Origin of the sequence: Streptomyces sp. 5-10 (assembly GCF_014712245.1) — a bacterium.
GTDB lineage: Bacteria > Actinomycetota > Actinomycetes > Streptomycetales > Streptomycetaceae > Streptomyces > Streptomyces violaceusniger.
Genome location: NZ_JACVYG010000007.1, coordinates 202,989 through 218,356, shown reverse-complemented (window position 1 = coordinate 218,356; position 15,368 = coordinate 202,989). Strand labels below are relative to the sequence as shown.

The 15,368-nt window shown below is 64.5% G+C and carries 14 protein-coding genes and 1 pseudogene; 2 read left to right on the top strand and 13 right to left on the bottom strand.

All coding sequences use genetic code 11. From position 1 onward, the window contains the following. Positions 1–12: 12 nt before the first annotated feature. The 4 genes and pseudogenes from IEJ02_RS12210 to IEJ02_RS12195 form a co-directional block, all read right to left on the bottom strand. Positions 13–810, bottom strand: coding sequence for a hypothetical protein (locus IEJ02_RS12210; protein ID WP_191064837.1), 798 nt, complete (start codon positions 808–810; stop codon positions 13–15). Positions 811–850: 40 nt separating this feature from the next. Continuing rightward, positions 851–1,156 (bottom strand): annotated as a pseudogene (locus tag IEJ02_RS12205) (transglycosylase SLT domain-containing protein); the annotation flags it as partial. A gap of 385 nt (positions 1,157–1,541) precedes the next feature. Continuing rightward, positions 1,542–2,207, bottom strand: coding sequence for a hypothetical protein (locus IEJ02_RS12200; protein WP_191064836.1), 666 nt, complete (start codon positions 2,205–2,207; stop codon positions 1,542–1,544). A gap of 67 nt (positions 2,208–2,274) precedes the next feature. Beyond that, complete coding sequence (locus IEJ02_RS12195) at positions 2,275–3,060, bottom strand: hypothetical protein (RefSeq protein ID WP_191064835.1); 786 nt, start codon at positions 3,058–3,060, stop codon at positions 2,275–2,277. A gap of 358 nt (positions 3,061–3,418) precedes the next feature. Here IEJ02_RS12195 and IEJ02_RS12190 point away from each other — a divergent pair, with 358 nt between their 5' ends. Continuing rightward, positions 3,419–4,192 (top strand): GntR family transcriptional regulator, encoded by a 774-nt coding sequence (locus tag IEJ02_RS12190; protein ID WP_191064834.1) that lies wholly within the window; start codon positions 3,419–3,421, stop codon positions 4,190–4,192. Between the two features lie 87 nt (positions 4,193–4,279). Here the strand turns inward: IEJ02_RS12190 and IEJ02_RS12185 are convergent, their stop codons facing one another. The 7 genes from IEJ02_RS12185 to IEJ02_RS12155 form a co-directional block, all read right to left on the bottom strand. Then, a complete protein-coding gene (locus IEJ02_RS12185) occupies positions 4,280–5,332 on the bottom strand; it encodes a 3-oxoacyl-ACP synthase III family protein (protein WP_191064833.1) in 1,053 nt (350 codons plus the stop codon). Continuing rightward, positions 5,329–6,189, bottom strand: coding sequence for an SDR family NAD(P)-dependent oxidoreductase (locus IEJ02_RS12180; RefSeq protein WP_191064832.1), 861 nt, complete (start codon positions 6,187–6,189; stop codon positions 5,329–5,331). The genes IEJ02_RS12185 and IEJ02_RS12180 overlap by 4 nt, the downstream gene beginning before the upstream one ends. After that, on the bottom strand, positions 6,186–7,961 hold the full coding sequence (locus tag IEJ02_RS12175) for an acyl-CoA dehydrogenase family protein (RefSeq protein ID WP_191064831.1): 1,776 nt from the start codon (positions 7,959–7,961) through the stop codon (positions 6,186–6,188). Before IEJ02_RS12175 ends, IEJ02_RS12180 begins: the two co-directional genes overlap by 4 nt. Further along, positions 7,958–8,932: an acyltransferase domain-containing protein gene (locus tag IEJ02_RS12170; RefSeq protein ID WP_191064830.1), complete on the bottom strand. Its 975-nt coding sequence runs from the start codon at positions 8,930–8,932 to the stop codon at positions 7,958–7,960. Before IEJ02_RS12170 ends, IEJ02_RS12175 begins: the two co-directional genes overlap by 4 nt. A 36-nt stretch (positions 8,933–8,968) precedes the next feature. Then, positions 8,969–10,033: a beta-ketoacyl-ACP synthase III gene (locus IEJ02_RS12165; RefSeq protein WP_223863699.1), complete on the bottom strand. Its 1,065-nt coding sequence runs from the start codon at positions 10,031–10,033 to the stop codon at positions 8,969–8,971. A 532-nt stretch (positions 10,034–10,565) separates the two neighbouring features. Further along, complete coding sequence (locus IEJ02_RS12160) at positions 10,566–10,847, bottom strand: hypothetical protein (RefSeq protein WP_191064829.1); 282 nt, start codon at positions 10,845–10,847, stop codon at positions 10,566–10,568. 78 nt (positions 10,848–10,925) lie between these two features. Further along, positions 10,926–11,933, bottom strand: coding sequence for a hypothetical protein (locus IEJ02_RS12155; protein ID WP_191064828.1), 1,008 nt, complete (start codon positions 11,931–11,933; stop codon positions 10,926–10,928). Positions 11,934–12,392: 459 nt separating this feature from the next. Here IEJ02_RS12155 and IEJ02_RS12150 point away from each other — a divergent pair, with 459 nt between their 5' ends. Beyond that, positions 12,393–12,908: a hypothetical protein gene (locus IEJ02_RS12150; RefSeq protein WP_191064827.1), complete on the top strand. Its 516-nt coding sequence runs from the start codon at positions 12,393–12,395 to the stop codon at positions 12,906–12,908. A gap of 272 nt (positions 12,909–13,180) precedes the next feature. Here the strand turns inward: IEJ02_RS12150 and IEJ02_RS12145 are convergent, their stop codons facing one another. Together IEJ02_RS12145 and IEJ02_RS12140 are read right to left on the bottom strand one after the other, a co-directional pair. Continuing rightward, complete coding sequence (locus IEJ02_RS12145) at positions 13,181–14,260, bottom strand: hypothetical protein (protein WP_191064826.1); 1,080 nt, start codon at positions 14,258–14,260, stop codon at positions 13,181–13,183. Further along, positions 14,260–15,192 carry a ParA family protein gene (locus IEJ02_RS12140; RefSeq protein WP_191064825.1) on the bottom strand — a complete coding sequence of 311 codons (933 nt, stop codon included), beginning with the start codon at positions 15,190–15,192 and terminating at the stop codon, positions 14,260–14,262. The genes IEJ02_RS12145 and IEJ02_RS12140 overlap by 1 nt, the downstream gene beginning before the upstream one ends. Positions 15,193–15,368: the final 176 nt, after the last annotated feature.

The following is a 15,368-nucleotide window of genomic DNA, read 5'->3' as shown; positions in this document are numbered from 1 at the left end:
CTTCCTCATCTCTTATGCGGCAGTTTTCTTTTCTTGCATTCGGCTTCGGTAGCGGGAGATCGCGGTATCAAGAGTGTCGCGTTTCACGCCAAGCCGTTCTGCCGCAAGAGCCCGGGTGTATCCCTGCTTTTCCACGAGTTCAAGTCCGTCTTCGGCGAGAGCGGTGGACTTGCTCACTTGTTCGCCGAAATCCGGCTTCTCGCTCGGATCGTCAATGTTGTTCCAGGTAAGCGGCGACCCCCATCCTTTCCGTTCGGCGTATCGCCGGGTCCGGATACTGGGCCCAAGCGCTGCGGACCAGGATTCGTACAGGTCGGCGATGGCCAGCGCGGTGGATGTGTTCACTTTCGAGCGGGATCCGCTCATGAGTTCACTGATGGTGCCGGTCGCAAGCTTCGCTTTCTCTGCGATGTGTGCTGCGGTGTATCCCATCCTTGCCAGCGCCCTGAGTCGTCGCACGGTCCCGGTGGAGTCAATGAGGACACCACCTCGCCCGCTTGGTGCAGTGACATCAAGGGCCAGGATTCGATCGGAAAGTTTGCGACTGATTACCGGGTGCATCCGATGTCGGTGATCCCAGATTGCCCCTTCTGAGACGCCCGTTTCTCTAGCGATCCGCTTGTCGTTCCACCCTGCGGCGTGCATTTTTTCGAGATGGTCGCTGACAGGTTTCGAGTCTACGCGGCGGGCATTTCCTCGATGTCGGTCAAGATCGTATCGGCTCATGTAGCGGTAATGAGCGTCCAGGCATTCGGGCAGCCGACATCCGGCGAGATAGCAACGTCGCTCACCATGTTCACGTGCGGACATGTCGCGCCCTCTTTTCAAACGAAGAGACCTGATCTACCTGCTAGTAGGCACCGTTTACGTTATCGATCGATCCATACCTGTGAGCCGCATAGTTGCAGGCAGCAGCGAGGTTTGCCACCGGGTCGTAAATGTCCTTGGACGTCCCGGGAACATGATTCGCCTCAAATGTTGGAGGAATCACCTGGAGGAGCCCCTTAGAGGGAACACCGTTCTTCGCATTGATGTCAGTGAGGTTTATGGCACGCACCTTGCAGCCCGACTCGCGGATCAGATTCCTCTTGATGCCGTCGAAAGAGCCCGGGATCTCGTTCTGCTTCATGACTGTCAGGGTCTGCCGGATCCAGGAATTGATCTGCTCGTCCGACGCTGCCTCAGGACCCTTCGGGCATACGTGCTTTCCTGACGAGGCGGCGTTGGTTTCCGGGATAGAGGACGATGCCGGTGCAGTGTCGGGGCCCTGGTTCTTGTACACCAGAGCCCCGACACTGCCGAGCATCACTGCCAGAAATCCCGCCGCGAGGCGGTGATTCACGACTTCACCTCCGCCAAGGGGTGGTGAAAGTGATTCCCCACCCGGCTCCAGGCGCCACCCCCGAGAGGGAAAGCCGCCAGGAACAACGCCAGAAAAGTGATCCCGATTTTCCGGGAGGCAGCCTTCTTGCCTCCGAGCCAGAGAGACAGGCCCGTCATCAAGAGGACTGGAACGGCGACCCGGAAGGCAGTGTTATCCATCACGCCCATCCCATGCTCGCGGCCTGGGACATGATCTTGGCGAGCTGGAGCGACGCCTCGGTGAACATGCCGCCGCCAAGCGGCCACATGATGCCACAGCCGACGCCCCAGAAGACATCGCTCAGGCTGTCGTTCTTGTTCTTCAGGGCCATCAGGAGCATGACGACACAGGACCCAACGGCACCGAAGTCACTCACGATGGGGAGGGTGATCACGCAGATCCAGCCCCAGATGAGGTTCGCCTTGCTGCTCTCCTTGTCGGCGCCCCTCGGCTTGATGGCCATACGCAGCAGAACGACACAAAGCGCCAGCTTGACGAACTCATTGAGCTTGTCGAACGCACTCAGGCCGATCAGGTTGTCCTGGATCCAGATGACAGCGTCCGCAGTGGTGCTGCCGGAGGTCCCGAGGATGGCCGTGAGGCCGAGTGCACCCAGGAACCAGTAGAAGAGGGACTTCCAGTCGAACTTTCCCTTCGTCCACCGGTCGATCTGCGCACCAGCGGCGGTGCGCCACTCTGCCTGCGTCGTGGCAGACCAGTACGCCACGATCAGAAGCGACACACCAATGGTGGCCGAGGTTCCGGCACCGAGAGGGCTGTTCTCCGGCACCGTGATGGAAGGCATCTGCCCCGGAAGCGCAGCAAGTGTCACCAGGTCGGTCACAATCAGTTTCCTTTTCGGTCGTGCCAAAGCCGCCTGGTTTCCCAGGCGGCGTCAGCGTGTGTTTTGCCTAGAAGGCTGCGCCGGGCGAGTAGAGCACCACGGAGAAGATCGACGCGGCAGGCATCAGCAGCAGCATCTGCACGGGGCCGCTGCCATTGCTCATACGGCTGATCTCTTCCTCGGAGACCCCGTTTTCCCGGGCTTCCTTGAGCGCGGCTTCCGCCTTCTTCATCCGCTTGTAGGCGATGAGTCCGCAGTAGTAGGCGAGCGCGGTCAGGGCGGCGAGGTACAGCTGCCACACCTGGAGCGCAGGCCAGACGTGGTACGCCTGGGCGGATCCGGTGAAGTAGACGCCGAGTCCCCCGCAGATGAGCCAGGCCATCTGCTTGGTGCTGAGCGCCCTCTCGGGTGCGGACATGACCAGCATGGGAAGCAGGCCAAGGAGTGCCCCGGCAAACAGGGCGGTCATGTGGCCGTTCTCCCATGCGAACTTGATCGTGTCGCGCATCCATCGTCCGGGTCCGTACCAGACGCCCCAGTCGGAGGGGTTCGGATTACCGGTCGCTCGTTCGTAGGCGGCGATAACCGTCTGCGGGCCGATCACCCAGGAGCCGAATACGGCCCAGCTGAAGGACCACTTCTGACCATTGCGGGGGTCGATGAAGGTCTTGACCTGGTTGATCTTCTTCCGGGTGGGGGCGGTCTTGGTGTAGGCCGCGTTCACCTTGGTGCTCACGTCAGAAGTTTTGGTCTTGACCTTGTCCCGCTTGAGCTTGAGCCCGGCGAGCTTCCCCTTGAGGCCGCGCGGTGTTTCTGCTGGAACTGCCGAGACGTCCGTGTCGCCAGTGTCCACGTCGGTTCCGGTCCGTGGCCTTACGGCGACAGCCGCTGCCACGGGGTCGGCGCCGGGTCCCCAGCCATCGGGGTTTTCGGCGGTGACCGTCAACGTTTTGCCCTTCCGTTCTGGTTACGCGGACTGGGGGGCGACGTATTGCGTGGCCGCACCCCGGTTCTCGGGCATACTCAACTCCCTTCCTCGAAACTGAGATTTCGCAGTTTCGTGCGTTGGTTAAAGGATGCCACGCCTAGCCTAGGCAAGCAAGTGCCCCGGCTTTGGCCGGGATCTGCCAACCTTTGGCCCAAGGCTTGTCGACCCCTCGCCTAGGCAACAGTTACGATGGAGTAGGTCAAGAAACGAGAAGGAGTCAGGAGTGACGGAAAACGAAAGGTCTCCCGACAGCAAGACCCCGCTCAGCCAGCGAGTTGCCTCCTACTACCGGGACCGCATCCTCGCCGGAGTCCTCAAGCCCGGAGATGAGCTGCCCGGCCGTCTTGAGCTGATGGAACTCCACGGCGAAGGCGGGACGTCCATGGGTCGGGCGACCGCCGACAAGGTCATCGACCTGCTTGCCGCCCAGAACCTCGTCGTTCGCAGGCCCCGCAAGCCTCCCGTAGTCGCGGACCGGACCAAGTACGGCACCACCCTGAATGAGCGTGCCGCCTCCAAGCGGGCCACGGGCAATGCCCTCGGGGTCGGGGAAACGTCGAAGATCCTGGACCTGGGGATGATCCCCTGCCCTCCGGATATCGCCGAATGCCTGAATGTCGAGCCGGGCGAGCAGGTGCTCAGGAGGTCCCGGGTCAACTTCAGGAACGGCCACCCGGCCACGATGTCGACCAGCTACTACACACAGGAGACAGCGCGGGTCACCCCTGAACTGGCGGAGCCGGTATCCATCCCCGGAGGCTCCCGCGAGCTGGCGGCGGAGCGCATGGGGTCCCCGCTGGACGAAGGGACGGAGGATGTGACGGCTCGGCTGGCCACCGACGCGGAGCGCAGCACACTGATGCTGTCCGGCACCTTCACGGTAGTGATGGAGGATCTACGGATCGTCTCCCTGGAGGACGGCAGAATCATTGAGGTCGCGAAGAAGGTCGTCCCGGGGGATCATCCGCTGAGGTTCCGCTCCAGCTTCAAGGTATGACAGGGACGCCAGGGTCTCGGCGTCAGTCGATATGAGGCCACACTGAACGGCCGACCGGCGAAAAGGAGTCTCGCCGGTCGGCTTCTTTTATCTCTCGCCACAGACCCCGGTGGGCAAGGAGTCCCATCGGCGCCCCGACTGGTCGCCGTGATGCACGACGGGGGCGCCACTCCATCGCAGCAGCGATCCTCCCCAGGTCATGCCTGCCCCGAAAGCGACAAGAAGCAAGAGGGAGCCCTCCTGGATCCCCTTCCGGCTGGCTGCCGCCGCAAGGGCGAAGGGGGTGCAGGCGCACCCGATGTTGCCCACGGAGTCTCCCGCGACGATCAGTTTGGCGGGTGGGATCAGGGCTCGTTCGGCGAGTTGGCGCAGGAGGACGGGGTTGGGCTGGTGCGCCACAACCAGGTCGATGTCGTCCAGGGTCAGGCCATTCCCCTCCAGGATCTCCTGGATGGTCGAGGGGAAGACGTCGTAGGCGAAATCTCTGATGGCCCGGCCGTCCATGTGGATCCGCTGCCAGTGGTCGCTGCCTGGCGTGACCGGAGTCCGGCTACCCCCGGCGGGGATCAGGATGCTGTCCGCGATCTTTCCGTTGCTGTGCAGGCGGATGTCCTCGATGCCGCCGGTCGTGACCCTGCTGAAGAGGGTTGCCACGCAGCCGTCAGAGAACAGTACGGCCGTGGACCGGTCCGACATGTCCAGGAACTTGGTGTATACATCCACCGTCACGACAGCCGCATACCGGGCATCAGGGTGCGTGGCGAACCACCCCTGAACGGCGCTGGCGCCGAACAGCCACCCCGAGCAGGCAGCATTCATGTCGAAGGCAACAGCCGAGTGTGCCCCCAGGCGCTCCTGGATCCGGCAGGCCGTGGCGGGTCCGATCTCGTCCGGTGTAGACGTCGCGACAACGATCAGATCCAGCAGCCCGGGACTGATACCCGAAGCCCCCAGGCAGCCACTGAGGGCCTTCACCCCGAGGTCGGACGCGGCCTCATCAGGGCCGCACCGGTAGCGGGAGCTGATCCCCGTGACGCGGACGATCCATTCCTCAGTGACGCCCGCCGACCGAGCCACCTCGGCGTTGGAGATCTCCTGTTCGGGGATGCAGGTCCCCATGCCGATGACGCCGATGTTCATCGTGCCCCCGCCTGGATGAAGGGGGAGTCCGGTTTGGGGATTCCCGCGAGCCCTCCGTCGGCGATGGACAGGGCACCGTCGATGACGAGCGAGTGACCGGTGATACAGGCCGCTGCCCGGGAGGCGAGGAACACGGCGCTGTGTGCGACGTCCTCCGGCTCCAGCCAACACCCTTGCGGGACATGCGCCATCAGCCAATCGGACAGCGAGGTCGCGTTCACCGCGAACGCGGTCATGTCGGTCTTGACCCAGCCGGGTGTGAGTGCGTTGACGCGGATACCCTGCCGGGCCCAGCCGACAGCGAGAGTCCGCACAAGGGAGAGCTGAGCGGCCTTGGTCACACCGCAGGAGTCCATGCCGGGCACGCCGATGATTCCGGCAACCGACGACACAAGAGTGAGCGAAGGATGCCGTCCGGATGCCAGGTGGGGTCGGGCTTGCTGGCACACCGCCATCGTGGCGTTGGTGTTGACTGTCATGACCTGGTTGCACTCGCCCAGGCTCAGTTGATCGAGCGGCGCGATCTTCGGGGTTCCGTCGGCATAGGTCGGCAGGATCCCTGCGGCATGCACGACAATGTCGAGCCCGCCGAGGGCATCTGCCGCACGGTTCACACTGTCCCCTGCGGCACTCGCGTCGATGAAATCGGCGGGAACGGCGTGCGCTTGGTGCCCGGTGCTCAACACGTGCCGGGCAGTGGCTTCCAGTGCCTGTTCGGTGCGGGCCCCCAGCGCCAGGTCGGCGCCCGCGTCGGCCAGGGCGCGGGCGATCGCCGCGCCGATACCTCGAGAGGCGCCGGTCACCAGAGCGCGGGCACCGTCAAGCCGGAAAGGATCTCCGACATCGTGGGCAGTCATGCTGGTCCTCCCTTGTGCCACAGGGGAATGATCGAGGTAAGGGCGGTGGCGTAGCTGACCGAGTCCAGCGGGACATGTGGCTGGTGGGACAGCTCGCCGATTTCGTACAGGAGGGGAAGGTGCGGTGAGATCTGGTCGCACAGGTCGACGGCGGCTGGCATCAGGGAGCGCACGGCGGTAGTCCGCAACGCCCCGGACGCAACGAGCGGACCGGCCAGCCTGCATGCCTGCATCACGCCGTACAGGGCAGACAGCTTCTCCAGGGCCGCCTTCAAGTCGGGGTCGGCGATGGATGCGAGGGTCTTGTTCAGCGCTTCGGTGGCCAGATGATGGGCGTGGGCCTGCCCCAGGGCGTGCGCTTCGTGCAGCAGGTGCGGCCACTGGCCTTTCGCACGGCTCAGTTCTTTCCTTGTTCCGGCGGCGAGAGATGTGCGGTGCGCGAGGCACACCGAGGGCCACCAGTCGGGGGCAGTAACGTCATCGCCTGGTGGCGGCGCCTCCGGTGGAGGGTCGGGCGATTCGGCCAGGGCGATGCCCGAGTCGATCAAGATGAGCCTGTTGTCGCCGCCAGCAGTGACGAAGGCTTCAGCCAAACCCTGATAGGGAGACAGTTCGTTTGCGTCGAGCATTCCGTGGAGGCCGCACCGCTCCCGGCATTCACGGATCACCCGGACTGCGCCTTCGGTGGAAATCGCCTTGTACACCGGGGCGTCGGGATGAACTGATGTCCACGGACCGAGGTGGACAGCCCTGTCGGTGACGCATTCCCGTTCCAGGGTCGCGCGTGCCTGACGGGCGACAGCAGTCAGGGCGATGGCGTCAGCGAGAGCCCCGAACAGCGATACCTGCTGCGTCCGGTAAGACAGGAGCCGGGCGCCGGAAGTCAGCCGGTCTTGAGTGGAGCGGTTCTCGGCATACCGGATGGCGCGTGCTGCACCGACTCGTGCGATGGCGGCCATGGAGGAGGGAAGGGTCGCGTACATGCTGGCCCCTCCGGCTGCCAGTGAGCGGGTGAGGCGGACGCCGCCGGGGGTCGGGTCGTGAAATACCCCGCTGTCGCTGATGGATCCGCCGCCGGAGAGCCAGTTGCCGTAAGGGATGCGCACGCGCTGGAGGCGCATCACCCCGTATCGCAGCGGGAGTGCGCTGACGGTGAACGGCTGGGATATCTCTACGCCGGGCAGGGGGCGGCTGGTGCCGGTGAGGGGCACGATGAACGGGTAGACCCCCTCGTCGCGGCCTTCGTGGATGAGCCGGGCGAACAGCACGGCGATGACGGGACCGCCGTCCGGGGCGACGGAGGAGAATTTCAGGCCCTGCGGGTCGGGGGTGGTCAGGACGAATTCGCGGGTGCGCGGCTCGTACACGGCACGGGTGCTGGCCCCTGTGAGACTTCCGGAGGTACCTATCTCGGTGATGAGATAGACACCTTTGGCGGCTCCTGAGTCCAGGGCATCCAGGTGCACCTGAGCTTCCTGAGTTGTGCCCAGGTTGGCGATGCTTCCGCCGCAGAGTGTGTAGTGCAGCAGGGCGGACATGAACAGGGATGGGTCGGCCACGGCGGTCTGACTGAGCAGGCAGGCCAGTGTGTCGATATCGGAGTGCTGTTCACGGATTCCGGGGAGCGAGGCAGCCAGGCGGCCGATCTGGGCGATGGATCCGTGGCGACCTGCATCGCGGTGGGGCCGGGCGGTGACGAGCGCCGAGTTGATCGCATGCTGCGCGGATGGGGGGCATTCGCCGTGGAGGAGGCGGGCGAGTTCCGTCGTCAAGGGTTTGCTCCTGCCAGGGTCGGCATTTCCCAGGTGAACGCGGGGTCTGTGAGTGGCGCATACAGGGTGTGCGGCGGACGGAGTGTGCGGCGGGCGGAGCGGGTGAGAGCCTTACCGGAGTTCACTTCCAGCCACAGGGCCGGTTCCCCGGGGTCGGCCGCTGCGAGCGCGGAGCGGAGATCGAAGGGTTTGACCAGCGAGTCGGCGACCCGTCGCAGCAGGTCATCGCCTGCGGTGTAGGCGCGGGCATGCACGGCCGAGTAGAAAGGAATGCCGGTGGAGTTGATGCGGATATGCCGCATGGCCCGGCACAGGTCTTCCGCCTCGGTCTCCAGACTCGGGTGGTGGCACCGGAATGGCAGCGGGAGACGGATCGACCGGATGCCGCTGTCTGCCGCGCACTGCTCCAGGCAGTCCAGTTCCCGGGAGTCCGGCGAGGTGATGATGACTTCATTGCCGTGATTGACACAGGCGATTGCCGCCCCGCCTTCCCCTGCCTGGTCGATGAGCCTTTCGGTCTGTTCCGGTGAGGCGAACACCAGGGTCATGCCGCCGGGATAGTGGAGCATGGACCGAGCGGCACGTATGGCGCTTCGTGCCCCGTCTTCGATGGAACACACGCCGGAGGCGGCCAGGGCGCTGATCTCCCCGAACGAGACCCCCAGGATCCGGTCGGGCGGGAGGCCAATGCTTTTCAGGGCTTGATGGATGGCGATCTGGGAGCCGAACAGGGCGAGTTGCTGGGCCCCAGGGGCAAGGTCGGCGAGAACGGTTTCATCGGGGGGGTCTGGCGCCAGCAGCGCTGACCCCAGCGACGGGATGCCGTATTCGGCCCCTACCGGGTCGATGCTGGCGAAGACCTCGGTGACGGCCTTCTTGATGGCGGGCAGTTCGTGCAGGGCGCGCAGGAGTGGTCCTGTTGCGAAGTCCCCCTGCCCGGGGAAAACATGGACGACGTGCCGGTGGTTCATGCCTGATGCCTTCCGGTGACGAGCGATGCGCGTCTCTCACTTCGCGGTCGGGGCCGGGAGTGCCCCCGTTTCTGCAAGGTGCAGGGTTTTCGCCTGTGCGATCTGGGGCCACGTCAGGGCGACGGTTCCCCATGTGAGTCCCCCGCCGAATGCCGTGAAGAGGGTCATGGAACCGGCTGGGACGATGTTTTCGGAGGCGGCGGCAGCAAATGCCAGCGGAATCGAAGCCGCTGCCGTGTTGCCGACTTTGTGGATGTTCCCCAGTCGCCTTCCGGGTGGAATCCCCAGGCGGTCCCCGACGGCGTCCAGGATGCGCTGGTTGGCCTGATGGGCGATGAAGGCCCGTATGTCGCCAGGGCTCCAGCGCATGCGCCGCATGACGGTACGGGAGGACTCGGTCATCCTCTGAACTGCATGCCGGTACACCTGGCTTCCCTGCATCCGGAAATAGCGGTCACCGGGATCGACTGCGTTCACGGGGTCCGGCATCCGGGAGCCACCGGCTGTGATGCCGATGAGACCGGCATGCTCTCCTTCACTGCCGAGATGTGCATCCAGCAGCTCTCCAGGCTCACCGGGGTCACCGGAGCGCACTGTCACTGCGCCAGCTCCGTCGCCGAAGATCACGGCAGTGGCGCGGTCTCCTTTGTTGATGATGGTCGAGTAGGTGTCGGCGGCGATCAGCAGGACGCGACTGTGCTGGCCTGACCGTATGGCGGCCCGAGCCATGGAGAGCCCGTACACGAATCCCGAGCAGACGGCAGACAGGTCGAACGCCGGAATGTTGCCGAGACCGAGCCTGGAGGCGACGTCCGGGGATGTCGCCGGACATGGATGGTCGGGGGTGGTCGTTGCCAGGATTACCAGGTCTGCGCCGAGCTGTCCCGACGATTCCAGAGCGGCCCGCCCGGCGGCCACCGCCAGGTCTCCGGTACCCGTTCCTGGCGCCACCCAGTAACGGCTGGCGATTCCTGTCCGCTGGCGGATCCATTGATCACTGGTGGGGAGGAAGGACTCCAGATCTGCATTCGTGACCGGACGGTCGGGCAGGCAGGATCCGAGGCCGTCCACGACAGCCGCACGCGGCATGAGGTGGTCCATTCTTCGGTTGAGGGTTGTCGGGTTTCCCGATTCGCCATAGGCCGGGGGCCTTCTCGCGTGGGCGAGAATCAGCCACAGCATCTATGCGCGTAACCGTGTCCGGAGAGGATCGCGTCAGGCCGGATTGTCCGAACACGCGTACGTCTGCCTGGGAAATGCATGGATCTCGTCCCCCGTCGCAAGAATCCTGCGATGTACAACTAAGTGAGCAGCGTGCATGACCATGGCGGAAAGAAAAAGGGCGCACAGTGGGGGCGCTGGGGGGTGCACGGCCATGACCTGCGGTGTTCATGCCAAGATGTGTCCTGGGTCACTCAGGATGACGAGGTGTCGACCCTGTGCAACCGAAGAGTGCAGGGAACTGCTACACGAGGCGAATCAGCCTCTGGCCGCACCGGATGCACCGGACCGCCCATAGCCCGGTGCCGCCCCGCCTGTGATCCCCTCCCCTGGGGCACTTCTCTGCCACCTGTCCGCCTTCCCCTGTCGGTGGGATCAGGGTGACGCCACCCGAAGGAGAGGCACGGAAGCATTACGGATTCTTCACCCGATGGGTTTGCCTTCGGTCGTTAAGACGCCGATCGGGAACCATGGATGTGGCGACGGCCATGATCTGAAAGTTGTTCATCCGCTCCAGCCATGACGTGGTCTTGGTGTCCAGCCAGGCGCGACTGCGCCTGGCGCCGCTGAAGCGGTAACGGGACTGGAGTTCCAGGATCTGATCAATCAGATCTTCGCGAAGTTTGTCTGCGTTTCCGATGGGATCATCCGGGATCCTTGCTGATTCGAGCAGATTTTTCTCAAAATCGGACACGCTCTGCACTGTACAAGGCGTGTAACGGCATACAAAAGCGCCCCGCATCCGGATAGATGCGAGGCGCTTTTGTGATCTTCAGGAAGCCGCACGGGCGTCCATGTAGGCGGCGGCCTCCTGGTAGTCCTCTGCGGTCATGTCGTCACGCGACCATTCGCTCTTCGAGCGCGAGACCTGCACGGGGTTCACCGGGGGATCCATGCGGCGACCGAGCTCGGCCTGGGTCATCGGCTGGCGCCCCTCGGCCACGGCCCGGTCCTCCTCCAGGTACAGCATGGCCGCGATCCGCTTGCGCTTCTTCTGCGACTCCGTCAGCCCGGCGCCGACCGGCATGGTGACCACGGTGCGCCCCGGGGCCTCCTTCGCCGGGACGGCCTTCAGGTCCGGCTTGGGGTTCTCGGGCACCTCGACCGGCGTCTCCTCGACACGCTCCAGAGTGACCTTCTCCAGGCTGGAGAAGTCCCCACGGGCCAGCGCGCGGAGGCGGACCTGATCGGCGATGGCCTCCTTCTTCTCGGCGATCTCCGCACCCCGCTCCAGCACATGCAGTTCCAGGTCGGACGCGTCATCGACGGCCTGGAGCTTGTCATCCTGCACGATTCGGTTGATCTCGCGCTGAGTCTTGTTCTCCAGGTTCTTCAGCTTGGCCTTGCGGATCATCTCGTAGTGCTTGGCCATGTCGGCTGCCGTGGGCTGGGTCGGGTCGATCCGCGTGCGACGGTCCAGCTCCCAGGAGATCTTCGCGACGATCGGCGCCGCGCCCCCCAGGGCCGCCAGCATCGGCTCCTGGGTACTGACTCCGTGCCAGATGTTGGTGCCGGAGGCGAGGATCAGCATCACGAAACTCATGTGGACGAGCCTCACCCGGCCCGTGCCCCATTCGTCGCCTCGGTACTCGGCGACCTGGAAGACGATCCAGGCGCCCTCAGCGAGGACAGCTATGGCGATGGCGCCCTTGAGATCGGGGACGAATCCGGTGATGGACCAGGCAGTGACGCCGAGAGAGATGAGGGTGAACATCAGCGCGAACGGGGTGTAAGGCGTGAGCCGGTCCTTCCAGCCCTTGTTCTTTCCGGCGGCCATCATGATCGTTCTTCTCCTTCTCCGTTTCCGTGCCTTCCCGTTCGGGTTGGTGTCGATCATCTTGCTCTGTCAGCGAACGTCTGTCAACGGCAGACACGTTTCCATCGGCGATCCAGACCTCTTTCACCGTTTCCGACTGACTCACCGTCACGGAAACCGCCGGGAAACGTTAGAACGACTAAGGAAACGGAGGCCCCGAAACGCCCAGGCCAGCCACGGAAGCACCCGCGAGGGGATCCTGAAACCGGTCCGGAAATGACAACTGCGCGTAAGGAGATTTCTCGACCGTGATACGCACCACATGGAAACGCTCGGAAAGGCTGAAAGCCCGTCTGGCCAGACGTCTGTACCGAATATGCACCGACTGCCCGTGCGCCGACTTCTCGATTCCACTCCAGGCAGCACTGTCGGCGATCATGAGGCAAAGCTCAAACAGAACGATCGACCGAGAGGAGGCCAATCGTGGCAGCCGTCATCCTGGTCGCCGTGCAGAGCATCGCCCTCCTGGGCGCCGTCGCTCTGGGCGCGTGGCTCGCCATCAAACTGGGCCTCGCCAAGCGCGCACTGCCGCGCGCCCCATCGAGTAACCCGCCCAGTATCACCGCGTTCCTGCCGTCGGCCTCCTCCGCCGAGCTGCATGACCTCCAGCAGGGACTCGCCTGCCTCGGCCATGTGCTGGCGCGCCTGGAGACCGGCACCGCACGCCCACAGGAGTACGAGGAGGCCAAGGCCCTGGCCCAGTGGACCCTGGATGCCGGAAAGGCCGCAGAGGACCGCCTGGCGCGCCGCATCGGCATCGGCGAGTACGGCGATGGCCGCATGAACGCGGAGACCGCCAAAGACGTCGTGGCGCGCTGCCGGGTCGAAGGCATCCCGCAGCGGACCATCGCGCGCATCACTGGGTGGTCCAAATCGTGGGTCGCCGACCAGTGCCTGCTTGCACAGGACGCGAAGTCACCAGAGCCGCTGACCGGTTGACGATCCACGCAATCGCCGAAGGCCCGCACCCTTCTCCGGGTGCGGGCCTTCGGCGTTCAGGAAGTGTCCCAACTTGGGACACTTCCCTGGCCGGTCATTCCTGACCAGCCGCAACTTCCGTCAAGGGGCCGTACTCGCTCGACAGCTGGTACCAACGGATCCAGCGCCGCTCATCCATGCTCCACCGGGTGACCCCTCGACGCCATAACTGCCCGTGCCGGTCCCGGACCTGCGTCACGCCGTCCGGGTGCCGGAATGATCCGACGGGCCAGCTACGAGGCGCCATCCGCCCCCTCTTCCTTTTGCTCACCCGGGGCCCCTCCCGGAACTGTCCCAACTTGGGACGGTTCCGGGAGGGGCTGAGACCTGCCCTCCGGCTGGGCGGGCACGTTCGAGTTGAGGCCGTCCGTGGTGGAAAAGACCTGCCGGACAAGCTCCCTCACGGCGTGCGGGTCATGCTGCATGGCCAGGCGCAAGGCGTCGGTGTTGGCGAGCAGGTTCAGCGCCCTCTGTACCGCCTTGAAGGTTTTCGCCGGATCAAGAGGGGCGGGGGGCTCGTCATCTTCAGGGTTGACGCTGAGGCCGAGTTCCAGGCGGGCGCGCTTCAGGTCTTCCACCGTGGGGCGGCCGTCCTCCCTGTTGGCCTCCGCAACCAGCTTCGCCACCTCCCACATCCTTTGCAGCACCTCTTCCCCGTGCTGCCGAAGCACCGGAGCGAGGACGTCGACATGACCGGACGGGAGGGACTTGACGCCGAAGGGCTTCAGTGCGGCAACGACAGGGACCTCGTTGATCATGCGGTAGGCATGCGTTTTCGAGATCCCGTTGTCCGCCGCCCACTTGCGGAACGACCGGTACGTCCTGTTGGTCGCCGGGTCCTGGATCTCCCTGAACGCCTTCGTCGCATGAACGAGGCGCACGGCAGGCCCCGCTTCCTGGAAGAGCTGATCCGTCAGCCTCCGCTGACCTTCCTCGTACCGGACGATCGCCTTGTAGATCACCCTGGAGGCGATGGTGATGATCTCGGCAGGGGGAGCATCTTCGGAAGGGAGGGCGGGCACCTCCGGCGGTACCGGTGCGACCTGCTTCTTTGTCCTTACTGCGGGCTGCTTGGGCTTGTCATCCTGCGAGGCGTCTTCCTGATCGGCACTTGCTTCTGCATCCGCCGGATCGGGGGCCTTCTGGTCGCCACCCGGCTCGGAGTCCTGCGGCTGCGGGCCGGGCTCATTGGGTTTGCCACCCCCCCAGGCCGGAGGGTTGTCGACATCCAGCTCGGCCGGATCACGGTTGGCATCCGCCGCCTTCCTGAGCTTTTTTCGCTGTTCGGCCTGTCGCAGCACCCTCGATGCCATCAGGCGACTCCTCCCTTCGCCGCGAGCGAGCGAAGCAGTACCTGCTCGTAGGACGACACGAGCCGCTTGGCTTCGCGGCCCGGTGCGGCAGTGATCGGGATGCAGGCGGTCCTGCACTCCTCGCGGATTGCGTAGTTCCGGATCACGGGGCCGTCCGGGCGGAGAACGCCGCCCTCTCCACTCCAGTAGACGTCCTCGGGATCTCCCATGACCAAGTCGCCGAACTCTTCCCTGATCGCCTTCTCGTGATGGAAGTGCACGTCTCGCATCTCGCCCCTCTTGGGGACGATCGAGAAGACCACTCCGGCTACAACCAGGTTGGGATTCAGTCCGCCGGGTGCCGCGATGTGCGAGATGCTGCGCATCAGCTCAACGGCCCCGTCGTAGCCGTCTTCGGTCAGTGTTGCGGGGATGAGGACTCTGTTCGCGGCAATGAGTATGGCGCCCATCAGCTTTCCGCCCGGCCGGGGAGGAGCGTCAAGGATGACCAGGTCAACGTCGCCTTTGAGTCCCTGCAAGGCCCTGCGCAGACGGAGTTCCATTCCCGGCGTGGGATCCAGTTCGCGACGGCCGAGGGCCCTCTCACTGGCCAGAACACGCACATTCGAAGGCCAGCCGGGACCGGCGGGAACGAGAGCGTCGTGCACCAGCTCTGCCGGGTCGGTGGGGGGTTCTTCCGGGTCGACGTACATGACGTCGTTGATGCTGAACTCCGGGTCCGTGACGCCCAGTTCCTTCGTCAGTGTTGCTCGCGGATCCAGGTCACCCCCTACGACTTCGAGCCCCATCTCGGCTGCTACCGCGATGAGTCCGGAGGTTACTGAGGTTTTCCCGACCCCACCCTTCTCGGATGCGTCGGCAAGCGATTCAGGTTGATCACTCGGCTCTCTGTTCTTGAGGGCTGCGATAATCTTCTCTTTGGTCGTCACCATGGTCTCTCGTATTCCTTGACGGCCCTGCGGCGCTCCGTCATGCGGGACGGGGCGCCGACTTTGTCTGCCGAAGCCTAACGTGAATCCCCAGGTGCCGAACCACCGCATCCCCGACATGAGTTGCGCCGTCAGCGGAATGACCGGAAACGCAATGGCCCGCCTCTTGGCAAGGCGGG

Excerpts from the sequence above, each read along its gene's own strand:
- IEJ02_RS12210 (WP_191064837.1), bottom strand. The coding sequence starts at position 810 with ATGTCCGCACGTGAACATGGTGAGCGACGTTGCTATCTCGCCGGATGT.
- IEJ02_RS12185 (WP_191064833.1), bottom strand. The coding sequence starts at position 5,332 with ATGAACATCGGCGTCATCGGCATGGGGACCTGCATCCCCGAACAGGAG.
- IEJ02_RS12180 (WP_191064832.1), bottom strand. The coding sequence starts at position 6,189 with ATGACTGCCCACGATGTCGGAGATCCTTTCCGGCTTGACGGTGCCCGC.
- IEJ02_RS12170 (WP_191064830.1), bottom strand. The coding sequence starts at position 8,932 with ATGAACCACCGGCACGTCGTCCATGTTTTCCCCGGGCAGGGGGACTTC.
- IEJ02_RS12165 (WP_223863699.1), bottom strand. The coding sequence starts at position 10,033 with ATGGACCACCTCATGCCGCGTGCGGCTGTCGTGGACGGCCTCGGATCC.
- IEJ02_RS12155 (WP_191064828.1), bottom strand. The coding sequence starts at position 11,933 with ATGATGGCCGCCGGAAAGAACAAGGGCTGGAAGGACCGGCTCACGCCT.
- IEJ02_RS12145 (WP_191064826.1), bottom strand. The coding sequence starts at position 14,260 with ATGGCATCGAGGGTGCTGCGACAGGCCGAACAGCGAAAAAAGCTCAGG.
- IEJ02_RS12140 (WP_191064825.1), bottom strand. The coding sequence starts at position 15,192 with ATGGTGACGACCAAAGAGAAGATTATCGCAGCCCTCAAGAACAGAGAG.